General features: G+C 57.2%; 17 protein-coding genes, 1 tRNA gene and 1 pseudogene. 6 read left to right on the top strand and 13 right to left on the bottom strand.

The window, feature by feature from the left end:
• Nucleotides 1–16 precede the first annotated feature (16 nt).
• Nucleotides 17–730: a phosphoglycolate phosphatase gene (gene gph, locus NBH21_RS09760; protein ID WP_250915688.1), complete on the top strand. Its 714-nt coding sequence runs from the start codon at nt 17–19 to the stop codon at nt 728–730.
• Between the two features lie 38 nt (nt 731–768).
• Here gph and NBH21_RS09755 read toward each other — a convergent pair whose 3' ends face one another.
• Nucleotides 769–1,791: an ABC transporter substrate-binding protein gene (locus NBH21_RS09755; RefSeq protein ID WP_250915689.1), complete on the bottom strand. Its 1,023-nt coding sequence runs from the start codon at nt 1,789–1,791 to the stop codon at nt 769–771.
• A gap of 71 nt (nt 1,792–1,862) precedes the next feature.
• Nucleotides 1,863–2,138 carry a DUF6626 family protein gene (locus NBH21_RS09750; protein WP_250915690.1) on the bottom strand — a complete coding sequence of 92 codons (276 nt, stop codon included), beginning with the start codon at nt 2,136–2,138 and terminating at the stop codon, nt 1,863–1,865.
• A 96-nt stretch (nt 2,139–2,234) separates the two neighbouring features.
• Between NBH21_RS09750 and NBH21_RS09745 the strand changes: the two genes are divergently transcribed.
• Nucleotides 2,235–3,620, top strand: a complete 1,386-nt coding sequence (locus NBH21_RS09745; protein ID WP_250915691.1) for a hypothetical protein — start codon at nt 2,235–2,237, stop codon at nt 3,618–3,620.
• Between the two features lie 33 nt (nt 3,621–3,653).
• On the opposite strand, the gene NBH21_RS09740 is transcribed toward NBH21_RS09745, so the two are convergent.
• Together NBH21_RS09740 and NBH21_RS09735 are read right to left on the bottom strand one after the other, a co-directional pair.
• Nucleotides 3,654–4,415 (bottom strand): DUF2958 domain-containing protein, encoded by a 762-nt coding sequence (locus tag NBH21_RS09740; RefSeq protein ID WP_250915692.1) that lies wholly within the window; start codon nt 4,413–4,415, stop codon nt 3,654–3,656.
• Between the two features lie 314 nt (nt 4,416–4,729).
• Nucleotides 4,730–5,176 carry a hypothetical protein gene (locus tag NBH21_RS09735; RefSeq protein ID WP_250915693.1) on the bottom strand — a complete coding sequence of 149 codons (447 nt, stop codon included), beginning with the start codon at nt 5,174–5,176 and terminating at the stop codon, nt 4,730–4,732.
• Nucleotides 5,177–5,534: 358 nt separating this feature from the next.
• On the opposite strand from NBH21_RS09735, the gene NBH21_RS09730 reads away from it, so the two are divergent.
• Nucleotides 5,535–6,461, top strand: coding sequence for a hypothetical protein (locus tag NBH21_RS09730; protein ID WP_250915694.1), 927 nt, complete (start codon nt 5,535–5,537; stop codon nt 6,459–6,461).
• Nucleotides 6,462–6,640: 179 nt separating this feature from the next.
• Here the strand turns inward: NBH21_RS09730 and NBH21_RS26310 are convergent, their stop codons facing one another.
• The 3 genes and pseudogenes from NBH21_RS26310 to NBH21_RS09720 all read right to left on the bottom strand — a co-directional run bounded on the left by NBH21_RS26310 (nt 6,641) and on the right by NBH21_RS09720 (nt 9,184).
• Complete coding sequence (locus NBH21_RS26310; protein WP_483413722.1) at nt 6,641–7,123, bottom strand: flagellin; 483 nt, start codon at nt 7,121–7,123, stop codon at nt 6,641–6,643.
• Nucleotides 7,124–7,735: 612 nt separating this feature from the next.
• Nucleotides 7,736–8,302: pseudogene (locus NBH21_RS26305) on the bottom strand (flagellin N-terminal helical domain-containing protein); the annotation flags it as partial.
• A 234-nt stretch (nt 8,303–8,536) separates the two neighbouring features.
• On the bottom strand, nt 8,537–9,184 hold the full coding sequence (locus tag NBH21_RS09720) for a hypothetical protein (RefSeq protein WP_065655073.1): 648 nt from the start codon (nt 9,182–9,184) through the stop codon (nt 8,537–8,539).
• A gap of 273 nt (nt 9,185–9,457) precedes the next feature.
• On the opposite strand from NBH21_RS09720, the gene NBH21_RS09715 reads away from it, so the two are divergent.
• Nucleotides 9,458–11,095 carry a recombinase family protein gene (locus NBH21_RS09715; protein ID WP_250915696.1) on the top strand — a complete coding sequence of 546 codons (1,638 nt, stop codon included), beginning with the start codon at nt 9,458–9,460 and terminating at the stop codon, nt 11,093–11,095.
• Between the two features lie 96 nt (nt 11,096–11,191).
• Here the strand turns inward: NBH21_RS09715 and NBH21_RS09710 are convergent, their stop codons facing one another.
• On the bottom strand, nt 11,192–12,655 hold the full coding sequence (locus NBH21_RS09710; RefSeq protein WP_250915697.1) for a tyrosine-type recombinase/integrase: 1,464 nt from the start codon (nt 12,653–12,655) through the stop codon (nt 11,192–11,194).
• Nucleotides 12,656–12,858: 203 nt separating this feature from the next.
• A tRNA-Arg gene (locus tag NBH21_RS09705) sits at nt 12,859–12,935 on the bottom strand.
• Between the two features lie 391 nt (nt 12,936–13,326).
• Between NBH21_RS09705 and NBH21_RS09700 the strand changes: the two genes are divergently transcribed.
• Nucleotides 13,327–13,794 carry a MarR family winged helix-turn-helix transcriptional regulator gene (locus NBH21_RS09700; RefSeq protein WP_250915698.1) on the top strand — a complete coding sequence of 156 codons (468 nt, stop codon included), beginning with the start codon at nt 13,327–13,329 and terminating at the stop codon, nt 13,792–13,794.
• Nucleotides 13,795–13,843: 49 nt separating this feature from the next.
• Here NBH21_RS09700 and NBH21_RS09695 read toward each other — a convergent pair whose 3' ends face one another.
• The 4 genes from NBH21_RS09695 to NBH21_RS09680 form a co-directional block, all read right to left on the bottom strand.
• Nucleotides 13,844–14,311 carry a hypothetical protein gene (locus NBH21_RS09695; protein ID WP_250915699.1) on the bottom strand — a complete coding sequence of 156 codons (468 nt, stop codon included), beginning with the start codon at nt 14,309–14,311 and terminating at the stop codon, nt 13,844–13,846.
• Between the two features lie 153 nt (nt 14,312–14,464).
• On the bottom strand, nt 14,465–15,289 hold the full coding sequence (locus tag NBH21_RS09690) for a transglutaminase family protein (RefSeq protein WP_250915700.1): 825 nt from the start codon (nt 15,287–15,289) through the stop codon (nt 14,465–14,467).
• A gap of 19 nt (nt 15,290–15,308) precedes the next feature.
• Nucleotides 15,309–16,250 carry an alpha-E domain-containing protein gene (locus NBH21_RS09685; RefSeq protein ID WP_250915701.1) on the bottom strand — a complete coding sequence of 314 codons (942 nt, stop codon included), beginning with the start codon at nt 16,248–16,250 and terminating at the stop codon, nt 15,309–15,311.
• 3 nt (nt 16,251–16,253) lie between these two features.
• Nucleotides 16,254–17,663, bottom strand: a complete 1,410-nt coding sequence (locus NBH21_RS09680) for a circularly permuted type 2 ATP-grasp protein (RefSeq protein WP_250915702.1) — start codon at nt 17,661–17,663, stop codon at nt 16,254–16,256.
• Nucleotides 17,664–18,051: 388 nt separating this feature from the next.
• On the opposite strand from NBH21_RS09680, the gene NBH21_RS09675 reads away from it, so the two are divergent.
• On the top strand, nt 18,052–18,936 hold the full coding sequence (locus tag NBH21_RS09675) for a DMT family transporter (RefSeq protein WP_250915703.1): 885 nt from the start codon (nt 18,052–18,054) through the stop codon (nt 18,934–18,936).
• Nucleotides 18,937–18,946 lie beyond the last annotated feature (10 nt).

The following is an 18,946-nucleotide window of genomic DNA, read 5'->3' as shown; positions in this document are numbered from 1 at the left end:
AAAGGAACCATGCACTGTGATTGACCGGACCGTCCTTAACGGGGCGACTATCGCTTTCGACCTCGACGGAACTCTAGTCGAGTCGGCCCCCGACCTGATCGGAGCTGTGAACGCAATCCTGATTTTAGAGGGCCTGCAACCCTTGGCCTACAATGAGGGGCGACCCTTTATCAGTCGTGGAGCCCGATGGCTGCTGCAGTGGGGTCTTGAGATTGCCGGAGAGCAAGAGCCAGCCGCCCGTGCCGCCGCCCTTTTTAGTCGTTTCATTAGCTACTACAGTGCTCATGTCGCAGATGAGAGCCTGCCGTTTCCGGGTGTAATCGACGCCCTGAAAACCCTAAAGGCAGCGGGTGCCAAGCTGGTAGTCTGCACCAATAAGCCCACCGATCTATCGCATAGCTTATTGACCACGCTAGACATGGCGGCCCTCTTCGAGGGTGTGGTGGGCATTGACGCCGTCTCGGCAGCCAAGCCTGACGCCGCCCACCTTATAGAAGCCGTGGAAGCTGTGGGTGGTGATCTCGCTCGCACTGTGATGGTTGGCGATGCCGACACCGACGCCGGAGCCGCGCGGGCTGCTGGGACACCGTTGATCCTGGTCAACTTCGGCTACACCGAAATTCCAGCTGTCGAACTCGCGCCGGACATCCTACTGCATCACTTCGATGATTTGGTGAACGCCTGCACCGAACTTCTCAGCAGTTCGCGAAAATCGGTCGCAAAATGCTGAGTTTTGCGACCGATTTCTTCAACGCGTTTCTGGGTGGACTACGACTTCTTTAACGACAACCCGACGCCCTTGCAGGAAAAGCGGGTGTCGAAGGCTTTGGTGTAATCGGTGTCGGCTTTGAGCAGCTTCACCTTGACCAGTTCGTCTGCAAGCTGCTTGTAGCGTTGGGCGGTCAAGCAACCAATTCCCTTGTCGAGCGCATCGCCGCTATCCACGATCCCGTATTGCTTCATCTTGTCGATGGCATATTCGATTTGGCCATCCGTCATCTCGGGGTTTGTTGTTTTGATCAGCGCGTTGGCTGCTGCGTTGTCGCCGTACAGGTAGTTGTACCAGCCCTCAATCGAGGCATCGACGAACCGCTGTACGAGATCGGGATTGCTGTCGATGAGGTTTCGCTGGACGGTAATCATGGTCGCATAGGGCTTGTAGCCGCTGTCAGCGAGTAGGAAAATCTTGGGTTCCGCGCCGGTCTGCTTCTGGATTTCGTATGGTTCAGCGGTAATCAGACCCTGTTGAGCAGAGTTCTTATCGGCGAGAAACGGTGCGGGGCTGAAAGTGTAGGGCCTGTACTGCTCGTCGCGGAAGCCGCCGAAATTGGCCTTCATCCAATCGAAATAAGCGCCGAATCCGCCCTGTGTCATGAAGATCGTTTCGAGCTTGGCTAGGTCTTCGAATTTTTCAACGCCGCCGTCGGGGTGGGCCAAAATGACCTGTGCGTTCTTTTGGTAGAACGCGGCGACATCAACCAAGGGGATGCCTTGCTCGATGCCGACAAGCTGTTCCTGCTGGGTGCCCAGATAAAAGTTTAGCGTGCCGGTTAGGAGAAGGGCGCGGTTCTGTGCGCCGGGACCGCCCTGCTGGATTTCAACGTCGAGGCCGTATTTGGCATAGGTGCCGTCGGCGACGGCCTGATAAAAGCCGCCATGATCCGCCTCGGCGAGCCAATCGGTGCCGAAGCGGACTTTCTCGAGGGAATAGGCGGGTGAGGCGATGGAGACTGCGGAGATTGCCAGCGCGGCAACGATTGTTGCCTTGCCGGATGAGATATGCGCGTTCATTGGAAATTCCTGATACGGAAAGATGCGGATAATAAACGCGGCGATTGTATTGGGCGGCTGTTGGCCAAACGTTAAGATCGATGTCGGCGAACATCGGTTATCGCTCTCCGCTCAATCTCGCGGGTAAGCTGTCGCTGGAAATCTAGCAGTGCAGGGTAGTTGTCCAACCGCATTCGTTTCAGCCGCCATGAAATTCCGCAAAGCGTGGCAAGCCCCGGCTCTCGGTCGACGGCGATGAGGTGCGAATAGTAGCGCGGGCTGCGTCCGAGCCAGATGCGCGAGAACTCCATCTGCGAACTGGTCAGCCCATCCGCGCGCAATGCCTCGTAGATGTCTTTGATCTTCATTCTGCTATCTCCTTGAAACAAATATTTATTTCCAAGAAGGCACGGCGTTAAAATGGTGCTGGATAAATAGCACGTTATTTCAGCAGGGGATTTTCAATGAAGACAAGAATTGAACAGCTAAGGGCGGATATGATGACGAAGGGTGTATTCACCCGTTATGAGCGCCGTCAAATCAAAACGTTGACCAAAGCGAATGAAGCACAACGCCAATATGTAAAGGCGGCGCTTCCCGTGAACCATCTGGCCCGACGCTGGATGGAAACCTGTGGCGAGGTCGATGACTACGGCAACATCGATTATTGCGGTGTCCCGCTTTGTCCGCGTTGCCATCTGCGGGAACGTGGTGTTCAAACGGGAAAGGCGGTCAAGAAGATATTTTGCGATGCCGCAAACGAGGAGCTTGCTTTTGCAACGATCCTGCTTCCGCCGCAACTCGACTTCACCGGCATGACCGATCTCGTGGAGAATGAAAAGCGCCGTCTTCGCACTTTCATAGATCGCCAGCGCAAGAAGGATAGCCGATGGAATGGCTTTCAAATGCTGGGCTGGTGGGAAATCGACCGCATGAGCTTTGGTGATTTCGAAACCTGTGGCCGCAACACACGATTGGCTTTGGATGCGCTGGGCTTTCCGCTGATGGAAGCCCCGGACAAAACAATCTGGCGCCCACACCTACATGCGATCATCCGCAAGGGTGGATTGACAACGGAAGAAATCGCCAGCGCCTTACGCAAGGAAACCCACACGGCAAAATATCAGGTGGATATCCAGCCATTTCGCGCATATCGCGATGCCGGCGACAATATTCAGAATATCGTCCGCTATTGCCTGAAATTCCGCATCGAATGCGACTACAAGCGGCTAGATGCTCAGGACTTCATTGAGGCAGAACAAGCCGATGAGGCAAAGCCAACCGAACGCAACTGGTGGCCAGCCGAAGATATCCGCGCATATGTGGACTGGCTATGTCTGGAGCGATCCGGCTTTCGATCGCTTCGCGTTGTTATCGGACAAGCCAAAGACAAATCGGCTAGCGGTGTTCAACGTGTCACGTCTTCGAGCATTTCTATTGGTGAAGAGATTGAGGACGGTGAGAAATCGACAGATGCGATGCCTGACCGTTCTGGTACTCGAAACCATATTGATGAAATGAAAGTAAATTCCGTTGTGTCGGATATGAATGGGATTTTCGTTGTCGAAGACAGTCGCGTTGTTTCGAGGAGTAGTGCGGATATCATCGATATGGGGAATGGCTTAACGCGTTTTGTGTATAATAATATTGTACAGGATGCTAACTGGACTGATGCCAGCAAAAGCAACCTCTTACAGCGACCGGGCGCTGGCGACATTCCTGCTGGTGTGATTGCTGTAAGCAAGACATCCAGATGCGTCGGAAACGTTATCAGCCTTTCCGAGCGTCTGCGTAGTATCGCGAATATAAGGCAAGCCAGTGGTGATCAACGAGGTGGGGCGGCGTACTGACGAAAGTTCGTTCACCGAACTTCTTGTCTCCGTTCATGCAAACGAATAATCATCGTAGATGGTCAGTCCCCGCAGCGCCTCCAATGCCGGATTTTCCCGGCACGCTTGATCGAAGATGCTGCGAACTGCCTTCGATGACGGCTGCGTTGCAAGCCGGGACACATTGCCGGTGAGAGGCAAGGCTGAAAGCTCCGGCTCCTCGACAATCCGGCCTCTGATCGCGGCAGCTTCCATGTACGCGCCAATCGGCATGGTGGCTGAGAAAGCCTCGTCGCGGACAAGCTCTATTCCGAGCATCGGACGCAATGCCATGATGTCGGAAATCCACAGCGGCTGAAACACAGGCCTGCCATTGGTGAGATTGTGCAGGGCATCGACGGCATGCCCGCAGAGCCGGCTTCGTGTCAGTAGAATGGCGGCTTTGCCATTGGGCTCGTACAGCTTTGCGACCGGAGGGAAATTCGCATTCGGTCGTGCATGCCATTGAAGGCGGCGCAGCAGGGTTTTCGGGAACATCTGCCGGTATCGTCCCGGCTCGTCCATTTCGTGGACGGTGGCAGTTTTGCCCTCGGTCAGCGCAAACAGCAAAATCGCCCGCCACGACAACGCCGACAGATAGCTGCGCTGGTGCATTTCTCCGTCGATTGCGTAGCGCAAGCTCAGCGATGTGCCTTTGCGTTTGATCTTGTAGAGGCGTTCGGACCCCACATGTAGGTCGGTCATGAACAGCATGGCCAGGTCAATTTGCGCCTGCGTAAGTTTGTCGGCGTGATCGCCGGGTGAATGGTCTTGCATCAAGTCTCCGCTCGGTTTCGGCGGAAACAAAATTCCAGATGGCGCAAAGGGCGAGTTCAAAGACACGACCGAACAAATGGCGGAAGTGCGCGTGCTTTCGGGGGGCACGTCCGACGGGCAACGCGCATCGTGCAGAAGCACAGAAGCATCAAGGAATGCGGCCCAGCCCGAAAACAGTGTTGCACAGCCCCCCGCACCGAACGCGTGTCCGTGACGCTCCTTGATGATGTTCCGGCACCGCTGGAACGCACGAAGGGCATGGGATCAAATGATCCCATGCCCTTCGGATGCTCGCCCGGTAAAAACTGCGCTGTTTATACGGACTTACGCAGCATATTGCCGCGTTCGACGGCGGCGGCGGTCAACTGCGCGTCGAGTTCGCCCGCGCGTACCGCCTCGATCAGCGTGTCGATGACCTTCGGCAGCGCCGAAAGCTCACCGATCTCGACAGCGTTCTTGTCCTTGGCGAATTCGATGGTCTTGCCCGCATAACGCAGGGCGAAAAACACCTTTCCGTTGCCGTCGGTGAACCAACCCTGACGCACACGCTTGGACGCTTCGACCTCGACGCGGACACCTTCGGCATTCTTTTTGCGGACGATATGCGTCGGCGTGAACGCCTGACCGGCGATCTTTGCTTCCGCCATCTGCTTCTGCTCGGCCAGCGCGGCAATCATCTTTTCCCGCGAACGCTGCACGGGGTCGGCAGCAGCACGTACCGGAACGGCGGAAGTGAGCTTGAGAGCCTTGAGGTGAGACATACTGTGATCCTTTGCGAAACCGTTGAACGTGTTTCCCGGATACAGCCGTTTGCCAAAAGAGCGAGCGAAGAGTTTTTCAGGGGCCGAGGCAGCCATTGCAAGGCTGGATGCGGACGGACCGCTTTCAGCTTCGAACTCCCTGAACGCCGACATAGAATGGGTATTGTGCTAGGGCGGAAATCAAAAGTATGTAGGAGCTAGAACAATGGCTAACGACGGACCAAGCGCCGCAGGTAGCGCAGTTTCTGAAGGAGCGTGATATGCCCGGCGAACGATTTGAGGCTGTTTGTAGGGGCACGGCGGACGATGTTGTGGTTCAAGGTCTCGCTACCTCCGTTTCAGGGCTATATGGGGCAATATGATGATCGATGTTAAGGCTGTGTGCGACCAATACATGCAGTCCCGCTATCTGCGCGAAGCGACAGACGAAGCCCTCCAGCAGCGGCTAGAAGCCATTGGGAACAATCTCTGGTCAACTGGCCGTGATGGAGAAGTTACCCAGCCCCGCAGCCTCGACCATCGGCGCGGAATGCTTGAGTTATATACTCATGTGCTTCGCGAACAGATGGAGCGGTCAAAGTCGGGCGAACTGGCCTTTGATGAGGCCGCTGTGCGGCTTGAGGCTTCGGCCAGGTATATACGGCGTCGAACGGTTCATCCGATTGCGTTTGGACCAGACTGTTACGCCAAGTTCGGGAAGAAGGAACATATTCTCCTAGCACTAACCGGGAAGCTCTTTATCCAGCCTGCGGCTAAGTATAACGACCCGTCGCTTAATGCGGCGCAGCTAGACGATGAACTCCAGCATCATGTCAGAAGCCCCAACGAGCGGTTGATGATGCGCCTCATCGGTCTTGATGATCATGGCAACGAGGTCGAGGTCAAGCCACATTGGGGCGAACTGTTCCGTTACATGAACGTCCCAAACTTCTATGTCTGGTGCTGTGGCCTTGGCTACGATGCGCGGCTGTTCAGCGAGTTTGAGGCAAATGCCGCACTTGTGGTGAAAGACAAAGCGGCATTTGAGGATCGTTTTGCCCGAGCCATGGCAGAACAGTTGCCAGACGCCGTGATCGGGCACGGTCCAATCCAGTATTACGACCCGTATACGACCCGGCGCGACCAGCTCATGCCCGCATTCAGCAAGAACATAAAATACCTGTACCAGAACGAATATCGGTTCATTTGGCAGTTCCAAGAGGAAAGAGAGCTCAAGCCGTTTTTGGTCGATCTGGGGCCATTGCACGACATTGCTGAAGTCGTCGAACTAGTAGCAGACGAATAGAGCCATGCGCACCTAGAGTACAATACGCGAGGTGCTCCGACTTTGCGCAACTACGTGCCGTCTAAGCACACGGGCTTATGGGGCAGCCTATGACCTTATCTGGTCACGTGGTAGCTTTGGGGTCAACAATGGGGAGGGATGACCGCAATTGGCGCGAGAGCGATGCCGATCACGAAACCTCACTGGAACAACTGTATCATGTTTCCGGCGCTTGCGTTGGCAATGGATAAGGACTGGATAGCGAGCTGCTCCTGCGTCTGTAACGCCTTGAGTCGGGTCGAAGCCTCGTTCATGTCGTCATCGATAAGGCGGCCAATGCCCTTATCGATGCTGTCCATCAGTGTTTGCGTGAAAATCGTCTGCATGTCGATGCGGGTCTTGACCGCGCCGAGTGCCGATGCGCCTGAGATCACCTTTTGTAGCATGGCATCGACGCCGGTTAAGTAGTTGTCGAGATCATTGGCGGGATCGGTGATATCCACGTCGAGAATGTCGAAATCCGGCGCGGGGCCGAGGTTGTCGGTGACGTTGCCGATCTGTATGAACGCCCGCCTTCCGGCATCGGGGTAGAGGGTTTTGTCGATGTCGAAGAGGATCGACGTGCCGCTCGCCGTCACGTTAAGCCCTTTGCCGTCGAGTACATAGTCCAGCAATGTTGCCATGTCGGCGGCTGATGAAATTTTGCCGTCGGAGGTGCCGAGCGCAGTATCTACCATGTCCCGCGTCACAGTGATCGTTGTGGCCGGATCGGTTCCGACCTGAAGGTCGAAGCTGAATTCGACATCGCGGTAGACATTGAAGGGACCGGAGAAGTTGAAACTCCATTGCGGGTAATCGTCTGCAAGTTCCGAAGTGGCTCCGTTTTCCAATCCAGCACCGAAATTTCCTGATCCGAAGTTCGACGTCACCCCGGTAATCTCGATGCTGGAATGAGACGATCCGGTTGTCTCGACACTCTGGATACGCACGCCATTGAAGCGCAATATCACGCTGGCGACATCGTTTACAGTCCCGAAAGCGTGTCGCAACACACGGGCAAAGTCGTCGTCGTTGGATACGGTGCCATCCGTCTTCGATAAAGCGGCATTGATCGTGGCTTCATCGATGGTGACGGTGTAGCTGCTGCTACCATCGACCAGCACGTTGAAGCTGATGGTGTCGGTTCCGGACAAGGTAAAAGCGCCGGTAAAATCGAAGTCCTGATAACCGGGATCACCATAGGTGGCGACGTTGCTTCCCCGAAAGCCGCCGATATCCCCAAGCGAACGAATATCCTTCTGCAAGGCACCCCCGCCGCCCACATTGAACAGGCTGATATCGGCAATATCGATATCGGTCGTGCCGACACGCACGGAGCCGTCGGCAGAGCGGATGAAGGATGACGTGATGCTTGCTGGCAGCGAAGACAGTTCCCATAGGTTCTGTGGAGCATCGGTGTTGAGCCAATTGACCCCGTTGAAGCTGGCCGATGTGGCGACGGAAAGCAGTTGATCCTTGAGTTGGTCAAGCTCGGTCTGGATTTTGCCTCTGTCCAAGCCATCTTCCTTGGCGGCAACCAGCTTTGCCCGGAACTCGCTAAGAACATCAATCGTGCTTTCCATGCCCGGATAAGCGACATCGACCTTTGCGGCACCAAGGCCCAAAGCGTCCGACACGGCGGAGAGCGCCATATTGTCCGAACGCATCGTCGTGGAGATCGACCAGTAGGCGGCATTGTCGGCTGCGGTTTGCACCCGCAATCCCGAACTCACCTGCCGCTGCGTGTCGGCCATGTTCGCGCCGATCATGCGCAGGGTTTGCAGAGCGGCCATCGCCGCCATATTCGTCAAGATGCTGGTCATGGTAACCGTCCGAGCCCATGCGCTGGCTTGCAGTCCGCGTCAACGGCCTGCTTTGAACCAGCAATAATAGGACACTTCGTACGGTTAACCACAAAGGGTGCCCGCCATAATGGCGGGACCGTCACCCTAAGAACGAGGCTACTCTTAGTCTCAGGGCTGCTCGACGGGAATCGAACATTTTCATCAACGTTATTGCATTAAAGAGAGTTAACGGGAAGTTAACGACGATGAAATCTACGGAGCGTTGGCGCTCGTGAAGTTCGGTATGACGCTCGAAACCAATTCGAACTCCGGCTCGAAGCCAGCGATGACCTCCACGAACTTTTTCTCGATTTCGTCCGCGTTGCGAATATCGCTGACGGTGATGGGATTCTCCCGCAAGAACCGTGAATAGAGACGCCCCTTGTCAGAGGCTCCGACCGGGAACTGAATTCGTTCCATGCCTTTCGCAGATGCTGCCATCCTGATCGCCTCGATAATCCCCTGTCGAACTTTATGGTCTGAAACAGGACCGACTTCCGCATGCAGCTTGAGGTGCGCCGTCGTTCCGTCATCGGCGGCCCGTATCTCCACCCAAGCGATTAGCGGATAGCCTGCCCACCAGTTTTCGCAGCCGGACCATGCGCCCTTGGTTTTGTCCAGTTCTTCTCGCCACCGCGCAGGCAGAAAACTCACAAGGCTTTTCTCATGGCTTGAATAGTCGAATTCATGCTTGCCGATCCTGACAGTCTTGCCGCGTTCGGGTTTGTCACCAAACAAACGAAAAACTGCGGTTGCAAAACCCGAGTCGGGGCGATCCCTCTTGATGAGATCCAGCACTTTCTTTTGATCCCGAAAAAGCTGTCGGGCCAGATCGTGCGTTTCAGAGCGTCCTTTGCTCATGTCAGTAAGCTTGGCCTCCCGTCAGGCGTTTCAGCATCCGTCAGCCGAATTCGCGTCCCGTCAAGTGTTTTTGCACTCTGCGAGAAATTTATATCTTGTTAACCGAGCGGGTCGCAGTAATCTCAATGTAATAAGCGGCGATTTGCGCCGCGTCTTCTCAACCTATTCCCGCAAGCCGAAGCATTACGCCGACTTAGCCGTTTACACCCCGCTCGCCTCGCGCTCGAACCTCTCCGCCTCTGGTGTTAGCGGTCGGACGCAAAGGAGGCGGTCATGCAGGACGAATTTCCCGGCAATCAACATTCATCGGGTCCGGTGCGGGCCTATTCCTATGTGCGTATGAGCACCCGCAAGCAGCTTCGCGGCGATAGCTTACGCCGACAGCTTGAGCGGTCGAAGGCGTTTGCGGACGAACACTCTCTGCTTCTGGACGACAGCTTGCAGGACTTGGGCGTCAGCGCGTGGAGGGGGAGAAACTTCAAGACCGGCGCACTGGGTCGGTTTCTGTCTATGGTCGAGAACGGAGAAATCCCCAAAGGTAGCTATCTGCTGATCGAAAGCCTCGACCGGCTATCAAGAGAAGCGGTGCCGGATGCACTGACGCTGTTCATGGCGATCATCAATGCGGGCATCATCATTGCGACCCTTGGCGAAGACAGGCAAATCTACAGTCGTGACCGGCTTAACGGGGATTGGACCAAGCTAATTATCGGGCTTGCGGTGATGTCGCGCGGTCACGAGGAAAGCCAGACGAAGAGCGAACGCATCAGTGCTGTTGCCAAGCGGAAGCGGGAACAAGCCCGCGAGGGTAAGGGCCACATCACCAGCATCACACCCGCATGGATAGATGCCAAACGGATCGACGCGAACCGATACGAGTTCACGCTGAACCATCACGCGGAGACGGTGAGGGCTATCTACGAGATGGCAATGCGCGGGCTCGGCGCGACGGCAATTGCTCGAAAGCTCAATGTGGACGGCGTTCCGGCCTTCAAGAGCAAGGACGGATGGTATCAGAGCATCATCAAGGCACTACTCACCCGGCACGATGTCATTGGCACATTCCAGCCGCATCGTATGCAGGACGGCAAGCGCGTACCGGATGGCGATCCCATTGAGGGTTATTTCCCCGCCGCCATCGAAAAGGACTTATTCCTGCGCGTTCAGGCCATGCGAAGCAACCCCGGCAGACCGGGCCGCAAAGGCGATACGTTCGCGAATCTATTTACTGGCCTGTGCCATTGCGCCCACTGCGGCGGACCGATGACAATGAAGCTCAGCCGTGTGAAGGGCAATGAGAACGGGCGCTATCTGGTTTGCGCGAACTATGTGCGCGGTCATCGCTGCGCCGATGGCAACCGACATTTCCGATACGAGCCGCTGGAGGCGGTTATCCTCGATCACGTCAGGGAGATCAATCTCGCGGAGACACTGCAAGCGGCCCGGTTCGATGATGCGCGTCGGAAGCTTGATGAGACCATCGCCGAACTGACGCTGCAACTGGAAGAGCTTCGCAGAAAGGAGCAGCGGCTGGCTCAGGCCATTGAAGACGACAACGAGCCGCCGAATGCCATTCTCAATCTGCTCAGGGCGAGGCAGAGCGAACGGCAAGCGGTCGAGGCAGAGTTACGGCATCAACAGACAGAACGCCAGCGTCAATCAATCCGACACCATAACTCTGCCAACATGGCCGACCGTATCGCAAAGCTTCGAGTGGCGTGGGAAAATGCAGAAGAAGCCACGCGCTACGAACTTCGCTCAGAAGCCCACACCGCGATAAGGGAGCTTATGACCGAAATCAGTTTTGACAGCCCCAGTTATACGGCGGTCGTTATCATAGAAAACGGCGTGTCCGCCTACAGGATAAAAGACAGAATGATTAGCGCACTGTTCCGGGCATTTGCGGCGTGAATATCGGTGGGTGTCCCCATGCGAAAAGTTCGTTTGAACGAACTTTTCCGCCTGAACAATTGCTAAAGCCGCGAAGCCATCCGCCGCAGGCTCAGCCTATCCGGCTCGTTTCTCGGCGTACCGCTTTGCGATTTGTTGCTCCGTGGACCCGTCTTTGCTGCCCCGCTTCAATTCCTCGATGCGTTTTTCGAGAAGCTTGATTTCAGCGTAGGCATCGTCATCCAACAGAACGGGTTCATTTGCATAGTCCTCTTGTCCAGGCCGGAGGAAGTCTTTGATCTGCTCGGTGTTCACTTGCGCATAGTGCTTATCGATCATCGCGAGTGACGTGCGTGTATTGCGGGCGACGTGGTGGACAGAGACGTTGTTTGCGAGCATCTGCGAGATATAGAAGTGCCGGAAGGAATAGGACGTGCGACGAATGCCGCGATTGTCCTTCTCCAGCCCTGCGGCAATGAGGAGGGCGTTGAGGCTCTTCTTGAAAGACATGATGCGGTTGCCTTTTTCGTCAACGAACACCGGATCATCATCCTGTGGTTCGCGTCCCATGTCGTGAACAAACAGGTCCCAAAGCATACCGAGAGCCGACAGTGCGCCGTAGAGCGGTACGGTGCTGCCATGCTTACTCTTGCCGTGAACCGCCAAACGCGCATCCTGTTGGTAAAGAGGCAAGTGCCGCGTTTCCCGAAACAGCGAGATATCGCCCCATGTAAGGTTCTTGGCTTCTGTGGGGCGTAGGCCGGAATTCGCCATCAATTCGATATAGGCGTGCAACCGAACGCGGTCAGCGCGAATGCCTTCGGTAACGGCCTTTTGGGTCCAGACACGCCCATCCTTAGCCTTGATGACCTTGAGCTTCGAATGATGCTCGTTGATCCGCTCGGTACTCTTGGCGATGAGCTTCTCGTATTCCTCCGGTTTGAAGCCTGGGCGGCGATTGTCGGGCTTCTTCCTTGCTTCGACGGTTGGCAACTCCAAAGGCTTACAATAGCCCCATCGTGATGCCTGACGGAAAAGCTCGCGAATGATGACCATTTCGCCTTTCATGGTCGCCAAAGCAGCGACTTTGCGTGGTGCAGCGCGAGAGAAAACACGACCATCTTCCCGCTCGCAACGGATTTTCTCGATCTTCGATCCCGGCCCCGTTGTCCAATAGGTCTTGCGCCATTCCAGATAGCGTTCGACGTCGGCGGTCGTGATGAGATCGATTGCCTTGTCCCCGAAATAGCCGACAGGAAAACGCCGGATGATCGGAGGCCAGAATGTCGGGTGATACTGGCTGCGTTCGTCCCGCTCTGCTTCAGCACAGACCTTTTCGATAAACTCCTCGGCGACCTCATTGAAAGGATGCTGGACCAGCGACAGGCCCTGCTTATGCCGGTACTTCTGCTCGTGATAAACCTCGTTCGCCCGCTGTAGCGCGGCATCGTAGTCGGCAATACCGAGCGACTTCTTGATTTGCCTGCCACCGAGCGAATAGCGCATGGACCAGTTTCGGGTGCCCTCACGCTGAAAAAGCGTGAAGGGGGCGTTTGTCGGATCGGAGGTGCGCTGCAACATAACCTGGGCTCCAATGGAGTTACTTCGGTCGGAGCACTGCGCTGGAACTGCGCTAGCTCCGAGCCCGAGCGCGGAAACGCTACATTGAAATCATTGAGAAATTCCGAAGGATATGCGCTACTGAGCTAGGACTGAGCTAGCTTATTTCCAGTCCACATGAGGACAAGAAAAAACTGATAAGTCAATAAAATCAGATAGTTCAGTGGCGCACCCGGCAGGATTCGAACCTGCGACCTTTGGAATCGGAATCCAACACTCTATCCAGCTGAGCTACGGGTGCATCCGGGGCGAGGTTTGGCCTCGCCGTCAGGCTGTTTGGCGGTCATACCCTAGAGTTTGCTTCGCATCAATGTGGAAAATGCGCAAACGCGTCGCTCTCAACAATCTCGACATAGTGAGCAGGATTCAAATCCTTGACCGTAGGAAGCCTGATCCAGCACTCTATACGCTACGAACCGAAAAACAGACGGATTCCCGGGGCGGAGCATATCCTTCCGTGTCTCAATGTAACCGAGGATTGCTTCGGGCCAAATCTGTCTGTTTTCACGGGTATCTGAGCCTAAACCCTTGTGCCATGAAGGTAATCCTATAAGATTATTGTTATGATCATGACGCTTCCCGTTGGTTTGCGTTATGGTTTGGCGGGGAAAATGCATGAGAATGGCGTCTAGATGACGGAAAATAAGGCTGAAGAAACAGCTCTGGGGTCCACCAAGATAGATTTTTCGATGATGGAGGATGCCGTCGGGTATCGCCTTCGGCGCGCTCAACTTGCGGTCTTCCAGCATTTCAACGAGACGTTTGCCGCAAAGGGGTTGCGGCCGACGGACTTCGCCGTCTTGCTGCTTCTGACCCGCAACCAGGGATCGAAGCAGAGCGAGGTGGCGGAGGCGCTCGGTATCCAGAGAGCCAATTTTGTCGCCATCGTCGACGGTCTTGAGCACAAGGGCTTCGTCGAGCGCCGTAAGTCCGATCTCGATCGCCGCGTCCAGTCGCTCTACATTACCGACGCAGGCCTTGCCTATCTGAACGAACTCATGCCGATCTGGCAGGAGCATGAAGGGCGGCTACTGGCGCAGCTTGGCGGTCCTGAAGCGCGCGACCAGTTGATCGGGCTGCTGAAGAAACTTTACGATTGAAATCTGAAGGTTTCCGGCGCCGCTGCCCGTTCTGATCGGATTGACTTGATCAGGGCAGGCGGCGGATTGCTTCGTCGATCAGCAGGTTGGCGATCTTCATACGTTTCGTCGCGCGCTCCCTGAAATCGGCATGAATCCTGTCGGGGTGGTTGAGTTTGGCGAACTGCCGCCGCCGCTCGGCCAGTCTTTCCCGATCATCGGTCGGCGCGATGCCGAGATCCTCCGCAATTTCCTCCAGTGACAGGCGCACAAGGTGGGCGGGTGTGACGGGCGCTTGGGCCTGTGGCGGAGCAGGGGCCGCAGGCTCTTCGAGCGGCCCGTCTTCCATCAGGAAGAGATAGGCCTGCTGCAGGCGGGTTGCTTCCTGAGGCTCGGTCGTGAGACTGTCCGCGAGATAGTTGCCCGGCATGCCGTGGATGCGATGGGATACGGCTGGGCTTTCCTTGGCCGTCGGGTCGATATCTTCATCCGAAAGACGCTCGACGACCGACTGGAACAACGACTGGCGAAACAGCATGCGTGATTCTCCCTTGGGCAGATGAGGAGAGCACGCGGACTTGGCGTCGGGCTTACGGCGTGCATGTCACCGGTGGGCCTTGGCGTGATGTGCAGATGCAAGGGGCGGAGCGTTCCTTGTGTGTGCGGATGGAAACGTCGCGCTCCGGCAACCTCAGCTCTGGCTCTGGCTTTGCCCCTGAAGCCTGGGCTCCACCACCACCTTGACGGCGAGATCCTCGCCGGCGCGGCCGATGAGCATGCCGGAAACCGGCGCGACATCGGCATAGCAGAGGCCGGAGGCGATGCGCACGTAGCGGGCATCGGGACAATGGTCGTTGGCGGCGTCGAAGCCGACCCATCCGAGACCGGGAAGAAACACTTCTGCCCAGGCGTGGGTCGCGGCCTGCTCGGCCACGCCTTCCATCATCAGATAGCCGGAGACATAGCGAGCAGGGATATCCAGAAGCCGCGCGGCGGCGATGAAGATGTGCGCGTGATCCTGGCAGACACCGTGGCCCGCTTCAAGCGCCTGTTCGGCCGTCGTTTCCGTGCCGGTTTCACCGGGGCGATAGGCGACGGATGTGTGGACCGTGCCCATCAGGTCATGCATGCGGTCGAGGTCGGTCACACCGGAAAGACCCTTGGCAAGCTCCTTCGTCAGCTTGCCGGCCTTGGTGCGCGGAGTGTCGCGAAGGAAGAGCCATAGCGGGCAGTAGCCGATATGGGGGCCGAAGACGCCGGCGCGATCCTCTGTCTCCACCTCGCCGCTGGCGACGATATGGACCTTGGAACTGTCGCCCTCGGTCGAGACGAGGTGGACGTGATTGCCGAACTGGTCGTGGAAACCTGCCTCGACGACGGCGCCATCGACGGCTATGTGCCAGGAGAGCACGTCCTGTCCGGGGCTTGCCACGGGCGACAGCCGCAGCCGCTGCAGCGAATAGGCCACCGGCTCGGCGTACTGGTATCCGGTGGTATGGGTGATCTTGAGCCGCATGATGGTGTCCTGCCTGCCGTCAGCTGTAGAAGCGGTAGCCCTCGGTAATCTCGCTGCCCAGCTGGTTGTTCCGGGAGATGAAATTATCGAGAAATTCGTGCAGTCCCTGGTCCATGATCGCGTTCACATTGCAGGAACTCAGAGTGGTGCGCACGGAATCGGCGGTGTCGTGGGCCGGCAGCCGCTGGCCGTATTCCTTGGCAAGATAGCCGAGGTTGCTGACGATCTTCTCGTAGGAATAGGCGAGCGAGCGCGGCATCTGGCCGTTGAGGATCAGGAAATCGGCGATGTTGGCCGCACGATATTCGCCGTCATAGACCCAACGATAGGAGCGGTGCGCCGAGACGGAGCGCAGGATCGATTCCCACTGCATGTTGTCCAGCGAGGAGCCGACCTGGGTCACGGCCGGCAGCAGCACGTAATACTTTACATCGAGGATGCGGCTGGTATTGTCTGCCCGCTCGATGAAGGTGCCGATGCGCGCGAAATTGTAGATCTCGTTGCGCAGCATGGATCCGTGGAAAGCGCCGCGGATAAGGCCGGCGCGGCGCTTCACCGTGTCGATCACTTCGGGCAGGTCTGCCGATTTGAGCCTGCGGCCCAGCAGCTGCTTCAACTCGATCCAGCATTCGTTTGTGGCTTCCCAGGTCTCGCGGGTCAGCGCGGTGCGCACCATGCGGGCGTTGTTGCGGCCGGAATCGATGCATGACATTACGCTCGACGGATTGGCGAGGTCGCGCAGCAGGTAGTCGATCGCATCGGCGCTCGTCAGCTTCGGGTGGGCTGCGTCATATCCCTCGCGCACATCGGCGCTGAGAAGCACGGCGCCCCAGTCTTCCTCCGAGGCTCCGGTGCGGGTCAGCGACATCCTGAGGCCGGCGTCCACGAGGCGGGCGATGTTTTCGGCCCGCTCGATGTAGCGGAACATCCAGTAAAGTCCGTTTGCGGTTCTGCCCAGCATGGCTCAGTCCTCCAATACCCAGGTGTCCTTGGTGCCGCCTCCCTGGGAGGAGTTGACGACGAGCGAGCCCTGCTTCAGGGCCACGCGGGTCAGCCCGCCCGGAATGATCTGCACCTTGTCGGATACAAGGACATAGGGACGAAGATCGACGTGGCGAGGGGCAATACCCTTGTTGACCAGGATCGGGACCGTCGAAAGCGAAAGCGTCGGCTGGGCGATGTAGTTGTTGGGCCGGCTCTTGAGCTTCTCGGCGAAGACCGCACGCTCCTTCTTCGAGGCGGTCGGGCCGACCAGCATGCCGTAACCACCGGAGCCATGGACTTCCTTGACGACCAGTTCCTCCAGATGCTCCAGCACGTATTTCAGGCTGTCGGGTTCGGAGCAGCGCCAGGTCGGCACGTTCTCAAGAAGCGCCTTGCGCCCGGTATAGAACTCGACGATCTCGGGCATGTAGGAATAGATCGCCTTGTCGTCGGAAATGCCGGTGCCGGGAGCGTTGGCGATGGTGATGTTGCCGGCGCGGTAGACGTCCATGATGCCGGGTACGCCGAGACAGCTATCCGGGCGGAAGGTCAGCGGATCGAGGAAGTCATCGTCGACGCGGCGGTAGAGCACGTCGATCGCCTCGTAGCCGCGGGTGGTGCGCATCTTCACCTTGCCGTCGATGACGCGGAGATCCGAACCCTCGACGAGTTCCACGCCCATCATGTCGGCGAGGAAGGAATGCTCGTAATAGGCGGAATTGTAGATGCCGGGGGTCAGCACCGCGACGCGCGGCTTGCCCTTGCAACCGGGAGGCGCAAGCGAAGCGAGCGACTGGCGCAGGAGATAGGGATAGTCCTCGACGCGCTGCACCTTGTTGAGCTGGAACAGCTCCGGGAACATCTGCATCATGGTTTCGCGGTTTTCCAGCATGTAGCTGACGCCGGACGGCGTGCGGGCATTGTCTTCCAGCACGTAGAACTGGTCTTCGCCGGTGCGCACGATGTCGGTGCCGACGATGTGGGTGTAGACGCCGCCCGGCGGGCGGAAGCCGATCATCTCGGGCAGGAAAGCCTCGTTCTTCTCGATCAGTTCGCGGGGAATGCGGCCCGCCTTGATGATTTCCTGCTTGTGGTAGATGTCGTCGAGGAAGGCGTTGAGCGCCAGAACGCGCTGCTCGATGCCCTGGGCCAGTCGCCGCCACTCACTGCCAGAGATGACGCGCGGGATGATGTCGAAGGGGATGAGCTTCTCGGAGGAGTCTTCGTGGCCGTAGACTGCGAAGGTGATGCCGGTCTTGCGGAAGATGTTTTCGGCGTCCCGCGACTTGGCGATCAATCGGGCGGGGTCCTGATTGGAGTACCACTCATGGTAGTTCCGGTAGGGTGCTCGCGGACTGCTGTCCGCATTAATCATTTCATCAAATGCCAACGGCGCCATCCCCATTTTTTTGCCATTTGAATACAACGTTACAGGCAATGCAAGCAGCGTGCAGAGTCAGGGGGGAAGAATTTCCGTGGTGCGAAAAATCGGCAAAAGCCTATATTTAGGTCATGTTTTCGGGATTTTTGCCATCCATTCGGTTGCCTTCACTGCCGATATTGACGAAAGTTGAATGAGGACAGGTGCGTCTTCTGTGAGTTTGCCTAAAATATGGGCGTCAGCTTTTGTGAAATTTTTTTCAATGCGGCGACTGTCAGCAAAATTTATCGCCGGCTGCAGGAAAACTCTTTTGACGCGTCCCGGTGCTACGCGCTAAGCGACACCGCCGCATGTCCCTGAAAGGTTCGGGCTGGGCGCTTGTTCGGGGAAATGCGCCATGACACTCGATCGCCTTGCTCCGGCTATTTTCGTGCTTCTCTGGTCGACCGGCTGGGTCGCTGCCAAGTATGCCACGCTGTTTGCCGATCCGCTGACCTTTCTTGCCCTGCGTTATGCGGTGGCGGCGATCCTGTTCTATGCCATTTGTCGTGTGACCGGCGTCAGCTGGCCGAAGGGACGCACCGCGATCTTTCATGCCATCGTCTCCGGCATGTTCCTGCATGGACTTTATCTCGGCATGCTGTGGTGGGCGATCGGGCAGGGCGTTCCGGCCTCCCTCTCGGGCATCATTGCCGGTCTCCAGCCTTTGATGACCGGTATTGCCGCCGCCGTGGTGATCGGGGAGAGGCTGGGCATGAGCCAACGGCTGGGATTGCTTCTCGGCTTTATCGGCATTGCCATCGCGGTCGTGCCGAACCTGCTGACGGTCGATGCAGGGGCGATCCCGGTCTATGCGGTTGTCGTCAACGTGCTGGGCATGGCCTGTGTCACGGCTGGCACTCTTTATCAGAAGCGGTTTCTGAAGGATGGCGATCTGAGAGCGGTCGCGGCCCTGCAGTATGTCGGCGCGCTGATCGTCACCGTGCCGGCGGCGCTCATGCTGGAAAACCTGCGGGTCGTCTGGGGCTTCGGCCTGTTCGCCACGCTCGCCTGGTCGGTCCTCGGCATTTCCATGGGCGCGATCGCGCTGCTGCTTTATCTCATCCGGCGCGGCGATGTTTCCAAGGCCGCATCGTTGATCTATCTCGTGCCGCCGCTTGCCGCCATCGAAGCGGCCATAATCTTCGGGGAGCGTCTGTCGCTGCCGATGATCGTCGGTACGGTGATCGCCGTTCTGGGCGTCTATCTTACGAACCGGAAGGTGGACCGGAGGCGGGGATGAAGAGGGCGGG

It is taken from the genome of Ciceribacter sichuanensis (assembly GCF_024055605.1).
GTDB lineage: Bacteria > Pseudomonadota > Alphaproteobacteria > Rhizobiales > Rhizobiaceae > Allorhizobium > Allorhizobium sichuanense.
The sequence above is the reverse complement of the archived record's forward strand: the minus strand, read 5'-3'. Positions and strand labels throughout refer to the sequence as shown.